This window comes from Halomonas llamarensis (assembly GCF_023555005.1).
Taxonomy (GTDB): Bacteria; Pseudomonadota; Gammaproteobacteria; order Pseudomonadales; family Halomonadaceae; genus Vreelandella; species Vreelandella llamarensis.
Window position 1 is genome coordinate 44,074 of record NZ_JAMJPJ010000006.1, and the last position, 15,565, is coordinate 59,638.

General features: G+C 54.4%; 13 protein-coding genes. 5 read left to right on the plus strand and 8 right to left on the minus strand.

What is annotated here, in order from left to right:
- The first annotated feature begins 46 nt into the window (after positions 1-46).
- Both M8006_RS05775 and M8006_RS05780 read left to right on the plus strand, forming a co-directional pair.
- Entirely contained in the window at positions 47-1,960 is a 1,914-nt protein-coding gene (locus M8006_RS05775) for a DUF294 nucleotidyltransferase-like domain-containing protein (RefSeq protein ID WP_250080516.1), read from the plus strand.
- Positions 1,960-2,691 carry a 3'-5' exonuclease gene (locus tag M8006_RS05780; protein WP_250080517.1) on the plus strand — a complete coding sequence of 244 codons (732 nt, stop codon included), beginning with the start codon at positions 1,960-1,962 and terminating at the stop codon, positions 2,689-2,691. Before M8006_RS05775 ends, M8006_RS05780 begins: the two co-directional genes overlap by 1 nt.
- A 187-nt stretch (positions 2,692-2,878) precedes the next feature.
- Here M8006_RS05780 and M8006_RS05785 read toward each other — a convergent pair whose 3' ends face one another.
- The 7 genes from M8006_RS05785 to M8006_RS05815 form a co-directional block, all read right to left on the minus strand.
- Complete coding sequence (locus tag M8006_RS05785; protein WP_250080518.1) at positions 2,879-4,546, minus strand: BCCT family transporter; 1,668 nt, start codon at positions 4,544-4,546, stop codon at positions 2,879-2,881.
- 96 nt (positions 4,547-4,642) lie between these two features.
- A complete protein-coding gene (locus M8006_RS05790) occupies positions 4,643-5,062 on the minus strand; it encodes a universal stress protein (protein ID WP_250080519.1) in 420 nt (139 codons plus the stop codon).
- A gap of 89 nt (positions 5,063-5,151) precedes the next feature.
- Complete coding sequence (locus tag M8006_RS05795) at positions 5,152-6,030, minus strand: glycine betaine ABC transporter substrate-binding protein (protein WP_250080520.1); 879 nt, start codon at positions 6,028-6,030, stop codon at positions 5,152-5,154.
- 231 nt (positions 6,031-6,261) lie between these two features.
- Positions 6,262-7,095, minus strand: a complete 834-nt coding sequence (locus tag M8006_RS05800; protein WP_250080521.1) for an ABC transporter permease — start codon at positions 7,093-7,095, stop codon at positions 6,262-6,264.
- Positions 7,095-8,297: a quaternary amine ABC transporter ATP-binding protein gene (locus M8006_RS05805; protein ID WP_250080522.1), complete on the minus strand. Its 1,203-nt coding sequence runs from the start codon at positions 8,295-8,297 to the stop codon at positions 7,095-7,097. The genes M8006_RS05800 and M8006_RS05805 overlap by 1 nt, the downstream gene beginning before the upstream one ends.
- Before the next feature lie 408 nt (positions 8,298-8,705).
- Positions 8,706-9,581 carry an AEC family transporter gene (locus M8006_RS05810; protein WP_250080523.1) on the minus strand — a complete coding sequence of 292 codons (876 nt, stop codon included), beginning with the start codon at positions 9,579-9,581 and terminating at the stop codon, positions 8,706-8,708.
- 64 nt (positions 9,582-9,645) lie between these two features.
- Entirely contained in the window at positions 9,646-10,620 is a 975-nt protein-coding gene (locus M8006_RS05815; protein ID WP_250080524.1) for a LysR family transcriptional regulator, read from the minus strand.
- Positions 10,621-10,827: 207 nt separating this feature from the next.
- Between M8006_RS05815 and M8006_RS05820 the strand changes: the two genes are divergently transcribed.
- Positions 10,828-12,792 carry a ligand-gated channel protein gene (locus tag M8006_RS05820; protein ID WP_250080525.1) on the plus strand — a complete coding sequence of 655 codons (1,965 nt, stop codon included), beginning with the start codon at positions 10,828-10,830 and terminating at the stop codon, positions 12,790-12,792.
- 115 nt (positions 12,793-12,907) lie between these two features.
- Here the strand turns inward: M8006_RS05820 and M8006_RS05825 are convergent, their stop codons facing one another.
- Positions 12,908-13,375, minus strand: a complete 468-nt coding sequence (locus tag M8006_RS05825) for an Lrp/AsnC family transcriptional regulator (RefSeq protein WP_250080526.1) — start codon at positions 13,373-13,375, stop codon at positions 12,908-12,910.
- A 133-nt stretch (positions 13,376-13,508) separates the two neighbouring features.
- Between M8006_RS05825 and kynU the strand changes: the two genes are divergently transcribed.
- Positions 13,509-14,741 (plus strand): kynureninase, encoded by a 1,233-nt coding sequence (gene kynU / locus M8006_RS05830; RefSeq protein ID WP_250080527.1) that lies wholly within the window; start codon positions 13,509-13,511, stop codon positions 14,739-14,741.
- A 1-nt stretch (position 14,742) separates the two neighbouring features.
- Positions 14,743-15,552, plus strand: a complete 810-nt coding sequence (locus tag M8006_RS05835) for an alpha/beta hydrolase (RefSeq protein ID WP_250080528.1) — start codon at positions 14,743-14,745, stop codon at positions 15,550-15,552.
- Positions 15,553-15,565: the final 13 nt, after the last annotated feature.

The following is a 15,565-nucleotide window of genomic DNA, read 5'->3' on the forward strand; positions in this document are numbered from 1 at the left end:
CAAACTGAGCAGTGTGATAATAATGGTCCATTTGTGAGGAGAGCGCATGGACGTGGAACTTCTGGAAATTCGTCAGCACATGAGTCAGTTTCCGCCGTTTGACGCGCTGTCGGACGAATTGCTTGATGTCATCGCGGAAAATATTGAAGTGCGCTATTTCAAAACCGGCAGCGATATTTTGCGTCTCAACGAGCCGGTTAATGAGCTTTGCTATATCCGTAGCGGTGCCGTCGAAGTATATCGCCGTCAGGGAGAGCTCTATAACCGGCTGGGTGAAGGCGATATCTTTGGCCATTTTAGTTTGCTACGTGATCACCGTGTGCGTTTTCCGGCCAAAGCCATTGAAGACACGCTGATTTACTTCATTCCTGAGACCGTATTTCAGCGCCTGTGTGAAAAAGATGAGCACTTTGCCGACTTCGTTGAGCTTGAAAGGCCGCGGCTAGAAAGTATTGCCGAAGAGCAGAAAAAATCCAATGACATGATGGTCACGCGGATTCGCAAACTATTGTCGCGTTACCCCGTCATGGTGGAGATCACCACAACCGTACAGGCAGCCGCTCAGCAGATGAGCGAAGCCCAGGCATCGGCACTATTAGTGTTAAAGCGCGGCGCCGACGAGCCACGTTATAGTTTTAAAGATAGCGAAGGCGAGACCTGGCAGATGTACGGCATCATGACCGATAGTGATTTCCGTACAGGGGTGGTGGCAAAGGGACTTGATCCCTCAACGCCCATTGAGCAAGTCATTACGCCGCGGCTGATTACTGTGCAGTCGGATGTGTCGATATACGAAGCGATGCTGATCATGCTGCGCAACAACGTGCATCATCTGCCGGTGCTTTATCGCCAACGCCCCGTGGGGGTGGTTCACCTATCGGATATTATCCGTTATGAAACCCACAGTGGTTTGTACTTGGTCAGTAACATCTTCAACCAATCGAGCGTGGAGGGGTTAGCCCGCTTAGCGCCTGATGTCCGGGCGGCTTTTGTGCGAATGGTACAGGAGGGCGCGAACTCGCAGATGGTTGGCAGTGCCCTTTCCACCATAGGTCGTAGTTATACTCGTCGCCTGCTAGAGCTTGCCGAAGAGTCGCTCGGAGCGCCGCCGGTGCCCTATTGCTATATGGTCAATGGTTCGATGGCGCGTAACGAACAAACCATCGTCACCGATCAGGATAACGCCCTCGTGCTTTCGGATGCGTTCGACCCTAAACAGCACGATGACTACTTTTATCAGTTAGCTAAATTTGTCAGTGATGGCTTAGACGCCTGCGGTTACACCTACTGCAAGGGTGATGTGATGGCGACCAATACCAAGTGGCGCCAGCCTCTCAACGTGTGGAAACGCTATTTCCATGACTGGATGGCGAACCCTACGCCGGAAAAGCTACTGCATAGTTCGATCTTCTTTGATCTCGATAGCGCCTACGGCGAGGATGTGTACGTTGAACAATTGCAGGATCTTATCGCGACCCAAGCGCCTACATCACCGCTGTTTCTCGCCGCGTTGGGCCGTAATGCGCTTAACCGTACGCCACCGCTCGGTGTGTTCCGTACGTTTGTGATGGAGCAAGATGGCAAACATAACAACTCTATCAATCTGAAACGCCGCGGCACCGCCCCCATGGTCGACCTTATACGCGTTCACGCACTCGCGTGCGGCTCCAAAGCGCAAAACTCGTTTGAGCGTCTGCAGGCCATCAACAATACCCAGCTACTCGCCAGCGGAGTGAGCGATAAGTTGAGCTATGCACTTGAGTTTTTATGCCTTTCGCGCATTCGCCACCAGATGATTGATCTGCAGGAGGAGCGCAACCCGGATAATAATATTGAGCCAGAGAACGTAGAGAGTAATGAGCGCCACGGATTGAAAGACGCTTTTCAGGTGCTAAGTAACGCGCAAAAATTCCTCAAGTTTCGCTACCCCATGCCGTCTAACCGGCAGGGGCGGCGCTAATGGTTGGCATTCGGCCGCGGAAAAAAATCGCTCAGGCGGATTGGAACGCCTATATGCAACAACGTGCCAAGGGCGCTAACGATCCTGAGATAGCACGCTTTTTTAGCACGCCGCTGCCCGCCGCCGATACGCCAATCGATGAGGTGCCGATGGTGGCACTGGATATGGAAACGACCGGGCTCGATGAACGCCGCCATGCGATTGTGAGTATCGGGATGGTGCCGTTTACGCTTAGTCGCATTATGTTATCTGAGCGCCGCTACTGGGTAGTAAAACCTCCACTCCCGCGTCCGCTCTCAGCGTCTTCGGTGACGTATCATCATATTACCCATTCAGAAATTGCCCATGCGCCGGATTTAAACGAGATATTAGCGCCAATGTTGGAAACGCTAGCCGGGCGATTGGTGGTAGTGCATTTTCGCAATATTGAACGACCGTTTTTGGACGCCGCGGTAAAAGCCAGACGCGGTGAAAGCGTGCTGTTTCCGATGATTGATACGATGTCGCTCGAAGCGCGTTTGCATCGCCAATCGCTGTGGGCGCGCTTTCGCCGCTGGGTAGGGCGCCCACCGGTTTCTATTCGTTTAAACGCCAGCCGCGAACGTTACGGGCTACCGGTTTACCAAGGCCACCACGCCTTGATAGATGCCCTCGCCACGGCTGAGTTATTGCAGGCACAAATTGCCACTCACTACGACGCTAAAACGCCGCTACGCGCGCTTTGGTGTTAGTGCATAATGGCGCACCGTTGGTAAAACGGTAAAACGGTAAAACGGTAAAACGGTAAAACGGTAAAACGGTAAAACGGAGAAGCGATAACCATAAACAAGCACAAAAAAAAAGGGCAGCCTAAAGGCTGCCCTAGTTGTTGAAGCGATACGTCATTAAAAATATGAGTTATCGAGATTGCCGCCTGTTTTATTTAGCTCGCGGTTCGCTCATTAGCCCTTTGACGATGGCGTAGCAACCTACCAATAGCACCAGCGTGAAAGGCAGGCCGGTGGTCAGTGCCGCCGTTTGCAAAGCGGCGAGACCGCCACCCAGCAGTAGAGCGATTGCCAGCGCCCCCTCGATCAGGGCCCAGAAAATGCGCTGTGGTTTTGGAGCATCCACCTTACCACCGGCGGTAATCGAGTCAATTACCAGTGAACCGGAGTCCGACGAAGTGATGAAGAACACGATCACCAGCGTAATACCGACAAAGGAGGTAATGGCGGTTAGCGGCAAGTGCTCTAGCATGGTGAAAAGCTGCAGTTCCAGCGCGGCATCCTGTACTTCGGTGATGCCAGAATTTACCACCTGATCAATGGCAGTGGTGCCAAAGGCGGTCATCCATACCACTGAGGCCAACGTCGGCACCAGCAGCACTGAGATCAAGAATTCACGCACGGTACGACCACGGCTGACGCGGGCGATAAACATACCCACAAACGGCGACCACGCGATCCACCAAGCCCAATAGAAGGCCGTCCAGCCTTGGCTAAAGTTGGCATCTTCACGCCCGAACGGCATGGAGAGCGCCGACAAATGGGTCACATAGCCGATCAAGTTGTCGACCACGCCGGTCGCGATCATTAGCGTTGGGCCGACGATGATAACGAACAACAGCAATAGAGCAGCGAGCACCATGTTGAGCTGCGAGAGGCGCTGCACACCCTTGTCGACACCGAGCAAGATAGAACCCAGCGCTACAAGAGTAATCCCTAGAATCAGCAGCACCAGTGTGGTGTCGCCGGAAGGGATACCGAACAAATAATCAAGCCCCCCGGCCGCCTGAGTGGCGCCGATACCCAGCGAGGTGGTCAGGCCAAACAGAGTGGCGAACACCGCCAGGATGTCAATACAGTGCCCTGGCCAGCCCCAAATACGCTCACCCAGAATCGGGTAGAAAATCGAGCGCATGGTCAGCGGCAGGCCCTTGTTGAAGGCAAAGATTGCCAGCGACAGGCCGACGATGGCGTAGGCACCCCAGGGGTGAAAGCCCCAGTGGAAAATAGTGGCGGCCATGCTTAAATCGATGGCGCCGGCCTGGTCTCCTGCGGCAGCCCCCAGCGGAGCCCAGTCGGTGCGTATGCCATTTTCGCCCATGCTGATACCGCCCATGGCGGTGCCGTAGTGGCCCAGCGGCTCGGACACACCATAGAACATCAGACCAATGCCCATGCCAGCAGCGAACAGCATCGAGAACCAACCGGCGTAGCCGAAGTCCGGCTTTGCATCAGCGCCGCCGATGCGCACCTTACCCATCGGGGTGAAGATCAGCACAATGGCCAGCACTACAAAAACATTAGCCCCGAGTATAAAGAACCAGCCCAGGTTGGTGGTCAGGAAGCTAAACATGCTGTTGAAGATCGGCTCCATCTGATCCTGCAAGGCCAGCGTCAGGATCACAAACAGCAGAATGACAATCGAAGAGAAGAGGAAGACCTTGCCGTGAAGGTCCACGTCGATCCCCATCGGAGAGGCGGTTATGTTGTCCTGACCGATCACGTAATCGGTATCAATTAAGTTTGACGCGCCTTCAGGCGCCGGAATACCTTCTGACGATGGTTTATCGTCATCAGGCCGTTGTGTGTTTTTTTCCACGAGATATCTCCGTAGCACGACAAGTTAACGTTGCTTTTATCGGCGCAAAAGTCAATTCAAAGCGTGCGCTGTTAAGCGCAAGTCGTAAAACACGCGTTAATGCGGTCTTACCAGAAAAACAGAGGCATCTGTATGGGTAGCAATCTTACCGCCGTGGGCGGGCATGACGGCGTCAAGTTTTTTCGGCAGGTGGGTGGCCATGATGATCAGATCAGCACCGATCTCATCAATGGCGTTTACCAGGATGTCGTCAAGGTTGGCCACCGGGTCCGTCGAGCCATATACCTTGGCCGTTACAGGTTGCCCATGCACGCCGTGGCGCTTTTGCGCGAAAGCGTCGAGTTTTTGCTCGTATTCATTCGGGGTGCGTGCAACGCTATTGGGGGTGTTGGAGGTGACGCCAACGTAGGTGATTTTAGCGTCGTAATGTTTGGCCATATCGGCAACAACATCAAGTGCTGGCTCCAGCACGTCGATGTGCGCCAGGTCAATGGGCACCATAATGTGCTTAAACATATAAGACTCCTTAGCTATTTAGGCGATGGTTCTTACCCCAACGCGGCCACACGGAAAGTGTGGCCGCTTAACCGTATGTTTAACCGGTTTTACGACTCGCCGTTAACCCACTCGTCAACGATATCTTGGTTGTTTTCAACCCACTGTTTGGCGCTTTCGTAAGGGTCTGCACCGTCTTCACGGTTCATGAGCATGACTTCGCCCATTTGCTCGGGCGTCCACTCAAACGCGTCTAAAATGGCGTAGGCTTCAGGCATATCGTCGCCTAAACCTTCGCGAACCACGGTGTGAATTTGTTCGGCACCGCCGTAGACGTTTTTGGGGTCATCAAGATATTTCAGATCCCAGCGCGAGAATTTCCAGTGCGGTGTCCAACCGGTCACGACCACGTCTTCTTCGTTCTGGATCGCGCTTGCCAGCGCCGCCGTCATGGTGGCACCGCTGCCGCTGCGCAGGTTTAGGTCAAGGTCATAGGTATCCACTACCTTTTCGGTGAGGCCCATCAAGCCCGCACCGGGGTCAATACCAATGATCTCGCCACTGAAGCTCTCAGCGTGCTCGTTAAGCTCAGGGATAGAATCAATATCAGAATAAGCGGGGACGACCAAGCCAAGCTTAGTGCCATCTAGATTGGCGCCTAAGTCTTCGATATCGCCGCCAAGGCGCTCCATGTAGTCGGCGTGCGTGGTGGGAAGCCATGCCGCGACGATGGCATCGGCATCACCGGTCGCGAGGGCTTGAAACATTGCCGCAGCGGAAAGTGATGTCAGGTCAACCTCGTAGCCTTCCTGCTCAAGTACGGCCGCGATGACGTTAGTGGAGGCTACCTCGGATGACCACTCAACATAGGCCAAGTTAATGCTGTTGTGGTCGTCTGCCTGGACGGCGCTGCCAGCTGCGAGGCCAGCACCGGCGACTAGGGCAAGTGCAGCTAAACGGACGTGGTGATTTAAAATGTGTTTTTTCATTCAGTGATCCTTCTTTTGGTTGATCGTCGTAAGCGTTACGAACTGATGCTAAGAACTAATGTTAAGAACGAACACTAAGAACTAACGCTAAGTAAGCAATTCAAAGGTTACTAATTGCGTATGACCTACCTATCATGGTTGTGAAAAAGCCCCTAATCAAGGGGCTTTCTCAACGAGGGTTCTCAACGCGTGCTTTCAATGCGACAAAAACGCTTGAGAAAAGGGCGCCTACTACTTAGCACGCGTACGGCGCAGTGACTGCGTCAGACGGTCTAGCAACATGGCCAGAATGACCACGGCAATGCCAGCCTCAAAGCCGTCACCTGGGCGTAAGCGCTGAATGGCACGCCAGACTTCGCTACCCAAACCGTCGGCGCCGATCATCGCCGCAATAACGACCATTGAGAGTGCCAACATAATGGTTTGGTTAACCCCTGCCATCACCGTTGGCAGTGACAGTGGTAGCTGAACTTTGAAGAGTTTTTGGCTACGCGTAGACCCGTAAGCGTCAGCGGCTTCAATCAGCTCTACCGGCACCTGGCGAATACCTAGGGCGGTGAAGCGGATCGCTGGTGGCATGGAGAAAATCACCGTCGCAAAAATCGCTGATACCGAGCCAATGCCGAAAAAGGGAATTGCCGGGATCAAGTAAACAAACGCGGGCATGGTCTGCATGAAGTCAAGAATCGGCATGACCCCACGATAAAGCCGCTCGGATAGAGCTGCCCCAATCCCGACCGGGATCGCAATGACGATAGCGACGAGCGTGGCGATGACCACCAGCGTCAGCGTTTCGATCATCGGATTCCAGAGCCCTAGGTTCCAAATCAGCGCCAGACCCGCCACAGCGCCGATCGCGAGGCGATACGACGAGGCGCGCCAGCACAAAATGGCGATAAGCGCCATTAATGCCCATTCGGGTAGCCACATCAGCGCGTCGTTTAACGCCTCAATGCCAGTTTGGGTAACGCGTGAAATAGCCCGAGTGACGACCGAGTATTCGCTGGTGAGCCAGTTTAGGCCGCCTTCAATCCAATCGCCCAGTGGGATGCGTGTGATTTCCATTATTTATCTCCTGCGCGTGCCAGTTCGCCTAAAACGGCGCCTTTCACCACGACGCCAAGTAGCCGCTGTTCTTCATCGACCACGGCGATGGGGAAACTTTTGTCGCTAAACATCGCGAACAAGTTTTGTAGCGGTTCATCTGGCGTTACGCGGCGAAAATCTTGGGTCAAGTAATTCGCAATGCTGTCGGCGCCGTCCTCGATGGCTTTGCTGGCCGCATCCACTTCCAAAAGCCCCACTAACTTACGGTTGCTATCGGTTACGTAGATGGAATCCATGGTGTTGTCGCGCATTTTGCGTAATGCCGTGCGTGGGCCGTCACCTTCACGTGCGGTGGAGCGCACTTTGCGCATGGCGTTTTCGGCGGTAAGAATGCGCGACATGTCGACGCCTTCGATAAAGCGCCGCACGTAGTCATCGGCAGGCTTAGTGAGAATTTCTTCAGGCGTGCCGATTTGCACAATCTCGCCGTCTTTCAACAGCACGATACGGTCGCCAATGTTCAGCGCTTCGTCCAAATCGTGGGTGATGAAAACCGTGGTTTTCTTCGTTCTGGCCTGCAGCTGAATGAGCTCTTCTTGCATGTCTTTACGAATGAGCGGATCGAGTGCCGAAAAGGCTTCATCCATCAGCAAAACGCTGGCATCGTTAGCCAATGCACGCGCAAGCCCTACACGCTGTTGCATCCCGCCCGATAGCTGGTCGGGGTACGCGTCTTCCCAGCCTTCGAGCCCCACTTGCGTGAGCGAATCTTGGGCGATTTTTTGCCGTTCGGTTTTATCGACGCCTCGGATTTCCAGACCAAACTCGGCGTTTTGCCGCACCGTCCGGTGGGGAAAAAGCGCAAAGTTCTGGAATACCATCGAAAAATGACGGCGGCGGCAATCGAGTAGCGCTTTCTCGCTTAACGCGGGAATATTTTCGCCGTCAATGATGATCTCGCCTTCGGTGGTATCAATCAGGCGATTGAGGCAGCGGATTAGCGTGGATTTGCCAGAGCCGGATAGCCCCATGATCACTAAGAGCTCGCCTTCATAGACATCGAAGTCGATGTTAGAAAGGCCGAGGGTTAATCCGGTTTGGTCGAAAATTTCCGAGCGCTTAAGGCCTTGATTGCGTAGCTCCAGCCCCTTTTTAGGGTTTTTGCCGAAGACCTTGCTTAAACCGCGCACCTGAATTTTGACGTTACGTGTCTCGTCCATCGGCTATGCCTTTATCAGTAGAAAATTTATCAGTAGAAACTGTCGCCAGTTGAAGAAAAGTCGCCATGCCTTGACCGATGAGCCGCCGTCAAACCGCAAATAATCGACGCTAGCCTTATGCAAAGACTAGCGTCGTATTATCAGTTCATCATAAGTAAAAAAGGCATGAAGTCTGTTTAAATTATTATCGGCAATTATACATAAGTGATGGCAAACTTCCACAAAGTGCCATGTATGCCTACTGTATCGCATCACTATGCGCTATTGGCGGGAAGGTTAGCGTTTACTTAGCTTGCGGCTTTAAACGCTAAAGCGCTTTTGGGTTCTCATCGGGGAGTCAATAAATGCCACCCTCTACCAAAGGGCGAAGTCGTTGCTGGTCACTTCGGCCATGTCCTTCAGCTCAGCTCACACCAACAGCGCCAGCAGAATCGGCAGATAGATGAGCGCCAACAGGGTCGAGCAAAAGACGAGGCTTGCCACGTAAGCTGGCTCGCGGCCTGATTTCTGAGCAAACAGGTAGTTGAACACCGCCACCGGCATGCTCATTTGCAGCACCAAAATGCTCTGTGCCATCGGCAAAAGGCCAAGCGCCTGGCCGATAAGCCAAGCGACGGCTGCGGCAAGGGGGATGCGCACGAGGCTGAAACCAACGCCCGAGCGCAGACTTTTCACCTGGATGCTAGCAAGCGAGACGCCAAGAGTGATCAGCATCAGCGGCACGGTAAAGCCGGACATCAAATCCACACTGTTAGCGAGCCACAATGGGAGCGAGGTGTCGGTGAGCAGCAGCGCCATGGCGATCACGATGGCGTAAACCGTGGGGGTTTTGGCTAAGGCTTTGAGAGGGTTGCCTCGGCTTGCGAGAACGGTGCCGAGGGTGAACTGAAAAAGTGAAACGGTCACCATCACGGTAATGCCGTAGGCAAATCCCGCGCTGCCAAACGCGTAAAGCACCACGGGCAAACCCATGTTGCCGGTGTTGGGGTACATCATGGGTGCCAGCAACACGCGCCAGTCATGGCGTAACAGCTTGGCGACGGCAAAGGTCGCCGCGGCCATGCTCACCATCACCAAGGCGGTTGCCAACATCGTGCGCCCGAAGCCACTGGCGTCAATTTCCGCGCCGCTTAGGGAGGCCAAAACGAGAGCCGGTGTGCCGATGTTAAACACCAGGCGCGTGACAAAATCGACCGGGTAAGGGTGGCCTAAACGCACCCAGGTAAAGCCCAGCCCAGCACCGGCGAGAACAGGTGCCATGACGGCAAAGAGTTCAGCAAGCATGGCGCCTCCAAGCGCGGGCAACAGCGGGAAAGAGAATAACGAAGCGAGTTATTCTGCTGATGCCCTAGCGCTGATGCAACAAGGTTGGCGCAACCGCTGAGGTGCTTGGCACGGGAGATGTCGTGGTGGCTGTGGCATAACCGCTTTGCCAGTCGCGAGGGGTGGCATCGCGCAGCATGTTAAGCAGCGCTGAGACTTTGCGTGGCTGGTGACCATAGGCATACACCAAGGTGACGGGTAGCGCGTCCGGCTGCCAGTTCGGCAGGCAACAAATAAGTTCGCCTGGATGCGCAGCTTCGCGATTTGCTGCAAGCCAGTCGGGCATCAGGCCAATGCCCCGCCCGCGTGCGATCGCATCGGCATGCAGCATCATCTGGTTGACGCGGTAACGCGTCGGGGGCGGAGAGTAGTGGTAACTGCCATATTCACGATGGTGAAACTCAAGCCCGGCCTGCGTATCACCGAGCAGGTCGACCCAATCGTGCTGTACCAGCTCGCGGGGGTGAGTGAGGTCAGGACGATTGGCTAAATAGCTCGGCGAGGCATAGAGGCGACGTGTCAGCCAACCCAAGCGCTCTTGGCGCAACGGTGTCTGGGGAAGTGGGCCTAGCCAGAGCGTTACCTGATGGGCATCGGGCGCGTGGGGTGGCGCATCGCAAGTGCGCAGCGTTACTGAGATGCCGGGATGTTCATCCATAAAGCGATAGATCAAGCGGCCAAGCCAGCCGCGCACCAGGCCGCTGTGGGTATGCACTTCCAGCTCACCGCTGACCTCGTGGCGGAGTGTATCCAGTGCGCTTTGGCTTTGCTCGGCCAAGTTCAACATTTGCCGACAGTAGCGATGAAACAGCTCACCGGCCTCCGTCGGGATCAGCCGGTTGGCCTGGCGGCGCAGTAATGGTTGTCCCACGCGCTGCTCCAATTGGGAGATACGTCGGCTCAGTGTGGATTTCGCCAGCCCCAGTTGACGTGCGCTCTGGGTTAAGCTGCCGCTTGTCATCACGTCGGTAAACGCAGTGAGTTCGTCAAAATCGTGCATGGTAGGCACCGCAATGCTAGAAACAGCGGTATTGTGCCAGTATTATGGGTAAATAAAAATTATTGTGATTTGCTGTTGCGTGGAGTTGAACGCCCTGTCCCGCCTCGTGGTGCCTAAATTATGCGAACATTTAAAGACTAATAGTTCTTATTAGTTTTTAAGTTGATTGTTACCACTTAAAAACTATCACGCAACAGGGGGCCCCGCATGCCGAAGCATCTTCGCAAAACATTATTGACCAGTGCCATTGCCGGTTTGATGTCACCACCGCTGCTCGCCCAGCAAGCCGAGTCGCTGGGCAATATGGTCGTCACGGCTTCGGGCTTCGAACAGCAGGTGGCTAATGCCCCAGCGTCTATCAGCGTGGTATCCCGTGAAGAGCTTGAGCGAGGCCATTATCAAAATATCACTGATGCGCTGCGCGATGTGCCCGGAGTAATTGTCACCGGAGGAGGCGCCGGGGATCGTGGTCATGATATCTCTATCCGTGGAATGCCGTCCCAATACACGCTGATGTTAGTCGATGGCCGTCCGCAAAATTCCCGCGAGTCCCGGCCCAATGGAAGTGCTGGGTTTGAGCAAGACTGGCTCCCGCCGCTACAGTCTATTGAGCGCATCGAAGTCGTGCGTGGACCCATGTCGACGCTTTACGGTTCAGATGCCATTGGTGGGGTCATCAACGTGATTACCCGCAAGGTCGCCCAGGAGTGGCGCGGTAATGTGCAGCTCGACGCTGTGCTTCAAGAAGACAGTGATTCCGGCGACAGCCGCCAGGCCAATTTTTATCTCAGCGGCCCCCTGGTCGGGGATCGGTTAGGGCTTCAGCTCTATGGCCGTACATCTCAGCGTGATGAAGACAATATTCTTAACGGCTACGAAGATAAAAGCCTGCAAAGTGTGACGGCACGGTTCAGCCTTGCCGCCTCAAAAAAACATGACTTTACTTTTGAAGCCGGTATCACGGAGCAAGAGCGCGAATCGTTGATGGGTAACTCAGCGCCATCAGAGGGCTGCCGCTTCGGCTGTGAAGACAGCTTTAACGAATTTACCCATCAGCATGTGGCGCTAACGCACAGCGGCCGTTTCGATTGGGGTACCAGTGAGAGCTACATTCAGCGTGAGCGCAGCGATAACAAATCGCGAGATATTGAAATCACCAACACCACCGCAAAAACCAGCGCGGTCATTCCGCTAGGTATGCATATGGTGACGGTAGGGGCCAACTACGAGGAAGAGTCACTTGAAGATAGTACGACGAACAGACTGCCTGATTCTGATCGTAGTGAGATTGAGAATAGCCAATGGGCAGTTTTCGTTGAAGATGAATGGATGTTGACGCAGTCCTGGGCATTGACCGGTGGTTTACGTGTCGATGACGACGATAATTACGGCAGCCACCTCAGCCCGCGCCTTTACAGCGTGTGGAGCATGACCCCTGACTGGACATTGAAAGGTGGCGTCTCGACCGGCTACCGCTCACCAAGCTTGCGTGAGATCACCCCTGATTGGGGGCAGGTTAGTCGCGGGGGTAACATCTACGGTAATCCTGATCTTGAACCCGAAACGTCGCTTAATAAAGAACTTGCGCTGTTGTACGCCAACGAAGCCGGTCTAAACGCAAGCCTGACGGTGTTCCACAATGATTTTGACGACAAAATCACCCGCATTGCGTGCCCCATCGACATTTGTACCGATGGCAAAAACATGTTTGGCAGCGACCCGACTTACCGAGTCAACGTCGATGAGGCCGTTACCCAAGGGGTAGAGGCGAGTTTTGCCGCGCTGCTCAGCGATACCTTAGCGCTAACTGCCAGCTATACCTTTACCGATTCTGAGCAGAAAAGCGGCGAGTACAAAGGCGAACCGCTTACTCAACTGCCACGCCACCAGGTATCAGCGTCGCTGGACTGGCAGGTGTCCGGCAAGCTAAGCCAGTGGACCAAAGTGACCTATCGCGGTGAAGAAAGCCAGCCCAACACTGGGCCTTCGCAACGCGCGACGGTCGCGCCATCCTACACCGTCGTGGATACCGGCGTTGGTTACCAGCTAAATAAAACGACCCAACTGAACGCGGGTATCTATAACCTCTTTGACGAATCGATCAACTACGACGAGTACGGTTATGTAGAAGATGGTCGCCGGGTTTGGCTGGGGCTGAACGTGGCCTTCTGATATCTGATGAGCCAGTGAGTGCTATAGCGCCATGAGCGCAGCGGGGGCAACGTTAACTAAACGGCTCCCCGTTTTTTATGGCGATAGCACCGCGTTAAGCCCTTGCCAGCAATCCTCAAGGTGTGACCTTAAGGGGGCCACCCACCTTTAAGCTATTCATGGCAACCTGGCTGGCAATATCACGTATGCCCTCCATTGGACTGACGGTGGTGGAGAGAAAGTGAGATAGCTCGGCGAGGTCCGCAACCACAACCTTAAGAATAAAATCATGGTTGCCGGTCACTGTGTAGCAGTCAATGACCTCATCTCGCGATAGCAACGTCGCGACTGCATCTTTGGGTGAGGTCATATGCCCCTTATCAATCGAGAGAAAAATAAAGGCGGTTACCTTGAGGTCCAGCGCCTCTGGGTCAATTCGTAACGCGTGGCCCTGGATAATGCCAGTTTCTTCAAGGCGAGCGATGCGCCGAGAGCACTGGCTTGGCGATAAGTTTACCTTCTCGGCTAGAGAGGCAAGGATTAGGCGGGCATCCCGTTGTAGGGCATGAAGAATCCAGCGATCAAAACGGTCGAGTGGTTCCATTCTTAATTCAAGGCCTTTTTATGCAAAAAAATTGCATAAAATACCTATTTCTCGCTGTGGAACACAAGTTATTCCCACTCTATTCCTTTTAGAATCAATGGCAGGTTCATTGATTGGTTAACTGGAGATGTCCATGCCCCCTATTCCCGAAAGTGTCAGCGAGCTGGATCGTCACGATCCCCTGGCGCCGTTCAAGGCGCGTTTTGCCTTGCCTGAGGGTGTGCTTTATCTGGATGGCAACTCCCTGGGAGCTCAGCCTCTGGCGGCCCGAGATGCCCTTGCCGCGACTCGTGATCAGTGGCGAGATGAGTTGATTAAAGGGTGGAACCAGGGGTGGTTTGATGCGCCTGAGCGTTTGGGCGACCTGCTGGCACCTTTGATTAGTGCTGGGAAAAGTGAGGTGGTTGTAACTGACAACATCACCTTGAATATCTTCAAACTGCTTGGCTATATCACGGAATTACAAGGCCGTTCGCGCCCAGTCATCCTGAGCGAAGGCGGTAACTTTCCGGCGGATGGTTATATTGCTCAAGGGTTTTGCCACTGCGCAGGTTTTGAGCATCAAGTGCTGCCGGAAGGTGGCGCACTTGCTGACTACCTTGATGACAGAGTGGCTGTCGTCGTGCTAAGTCAGGTGAATTATCGGACCGGGCGGCTACGGGATATGTCTGAGACAACCGCTTTGGTGCATGCACATGGCGCTGAGGTGGTGTGGGATCTTGCTCACTCTGCGGGTGCTCTCCCGGTAAACCTGCATGGCAGTGGTGCACGTTATGCGGTCGGCTGCACCTATAAGTATCTCAACGGTGGCCCTGGCGCGCCGGGGTTCCTGTATGTACATAGCGACCACCAGAACCGTGGCTGGCAGCCGCTTTCCGGCTGGCACGGCCATGCAGCGCCCTTTGCCTTCGATGGTGATTACGCTCCCGCTGCGGGAATGACCCGCTTTCGCACAGGCACTCACTCAGCGTTGACCTATGCGCCTCTGGAAGCGTCTTTGCAGCTTTGGCAGGACGTCGACATGGCCGCGTTGAGGAAGAAAAGCCTGGCCTTGGGTGAATTGTTCCGAGACTGCCTGACCGATCTCCTTGAGGCCGAAGGCATCGACGATATCACGATGCCCCAAGAAGAACGCGGTAGCCAAGTGGCCTTCATTCACCGTGAACATGGCTATGCCATCGTACAGGCGCTGATCGCCCGTGGCGTGATCGGCGACTATCGGGAACCCGGGTTAATGCGCTTTGGGTTTACACCGCTTTATCTGAGCTATGCGGATGTCTGGCAGGCAGCTCAGCACTTCCGTGAAGTCGTAGAAAGCCGCGAGTACCTGGAGGCACGCTTCCAGATTCGCTCAGAGGTGACCTGATATGTTGCCTGATGATGCCATTGCTGCGCGTGAACATGCCTATTCCCCTAGCCGCTGGGCTCGGGATTTTGAGGCAACGCTGGCTCGCCAGGCAGGGTGGGGGGAACGGCTAAGTCAGCGCCATCCGCCTAAACGTTTGGCCTATGGCGCCGGTCGTCTGGAAGGAATGAATCTTTTTATACCCCAAGGCGAGAAGCCCAGGCCGCTAATGGTGTTTCTGCATGGGGGTTACTGGCAGGAGTTAAATGCTTCCGCCGTCGATTTTATGGCCTCCCATTGGCTAGAGCAGGGCTGGGCCTTCGCCTCGATGGATTATCCTTTGGCGCCGGAGGCCTCAATGGAAGCGATGGTGGCAGCTTGCCGGCAAGGGGTAGAGATGTTGCGCCGTGAGTCAGCAGCGCTTGAGCTGAATGGGTGTTTTCATTTGGGTGGGCACAGCGCAGGGGCCCAGTTAGCCCTGATGAGCTGTCTGGGCGAGGAGCGATTAGATGGCATTGAATCACTCTTTCTGATCAGTGGTATCTACGATCTTCAGCCTCTGGTAGGCACCTATATCAACGAACCCCTGGAGCTGGACGCCGAACGAGCCGAGCGGCTTAGCCCCTTATACCAGACATTGCATGGGCTGCCGCCATTGCAATTAGTGCACGGTGAGTTGGACCCCCCCGCTTTTCGTGCGCAAGGCGAGGCACTGAAGGAGCGAGCAACGCAGGCGGGTGTGAGCGCAGAACTTTACACTCGGCCAGATTGCGATCACTTCGATATTCTTGAGTATTTAAATACCAGTTTCATGCATTTTAATCACCAATAGCGTGGAAGTTTTT

Bases quoted from the DNA above. Each gene is read 5' to 3' on its own strand.
- M8006_RS05795 (WP_250080520.1), bottom strand. From the start codon at position 6,030: ATGAAAAAACACATTTTAAATCACCACGTCCGTTTAGCTGCACTTGCC.
- M8006_RS05835 (WP_250080528.1), top strand. From the start codon at position 14,743: ATGTTGCCTGATGATGCCATTGCTGCGCGTGAACATGCCTATTCCCCT.
- kynU (WP_250080527.1), top strand. From the start codon at position 13,509: ATGCCCCCTATTCCCGAAAGTGTCAGCGAGCTGGATCGTCACGATCCC.
- M8006_RS05820 (WP_250080525.1), top strand. From the start codon at position 10,828: ATGCCGAAGCATCTTCGCAAAACATTATTGACCAGTGCCATTGCCGGT.
- M8006_RS05790 (WP_250080519.1), bottom strand. From the start codon at position 5,062: ATGTTTAAGCACATTATGGTGCCCATTGACCTGGCGCACATCGACGTG.
- M8006_RS05780 (WP_250080517.1), top strand. From the start codon at position 1,960: ATGGTTGGCATTCGGCCGCGGAAAAAAATCGCTCAGGCGGATTGGAAC.
- M8006_RS05800 (WP_250080521.1), bottom strand. From the start codon at position 7,095: ATGGAAATCACACGCATCCCACTGGGCGATTGGATTGAAGGCGGCCTA.
- M8006_RS05825 (WP_250080526.1), bottom strand. From the start codon at position 13,375: ATGGAACCACTCGACCGTTTTGATCGCTGGATTCTTCATGCCCTACAA.
- M8006_RS05815 (WP_250080524.1), bottom strand. From the start codon at position 10,620: ATGCACGATTTTGACGAACTCACTGCGTTTACCGACGTGATGACAAGC.
- M8006_RS05805 (WP_250080522.1), bottom strand. From the start codon at position 8,297: ATGGACGAGACACGTAACGTCAAAATTCAGGTGCGCGGTTTAAGCAAG.
- M8006_RS05775 (WP_250080516.1), top strand. From the start codon at position 47: ATGGACGTGGAACTTCTGGAAATTCGTCAGCACATGAGTCAGTTTCCG.
- M8006_RS05810 (WP_250080523.1), bottom strand. From the start codon at position 9,581: ATGCTTGCTGAACTCTTTGCCGTCATGGCACCTGTTCTCGCCGGTGCT.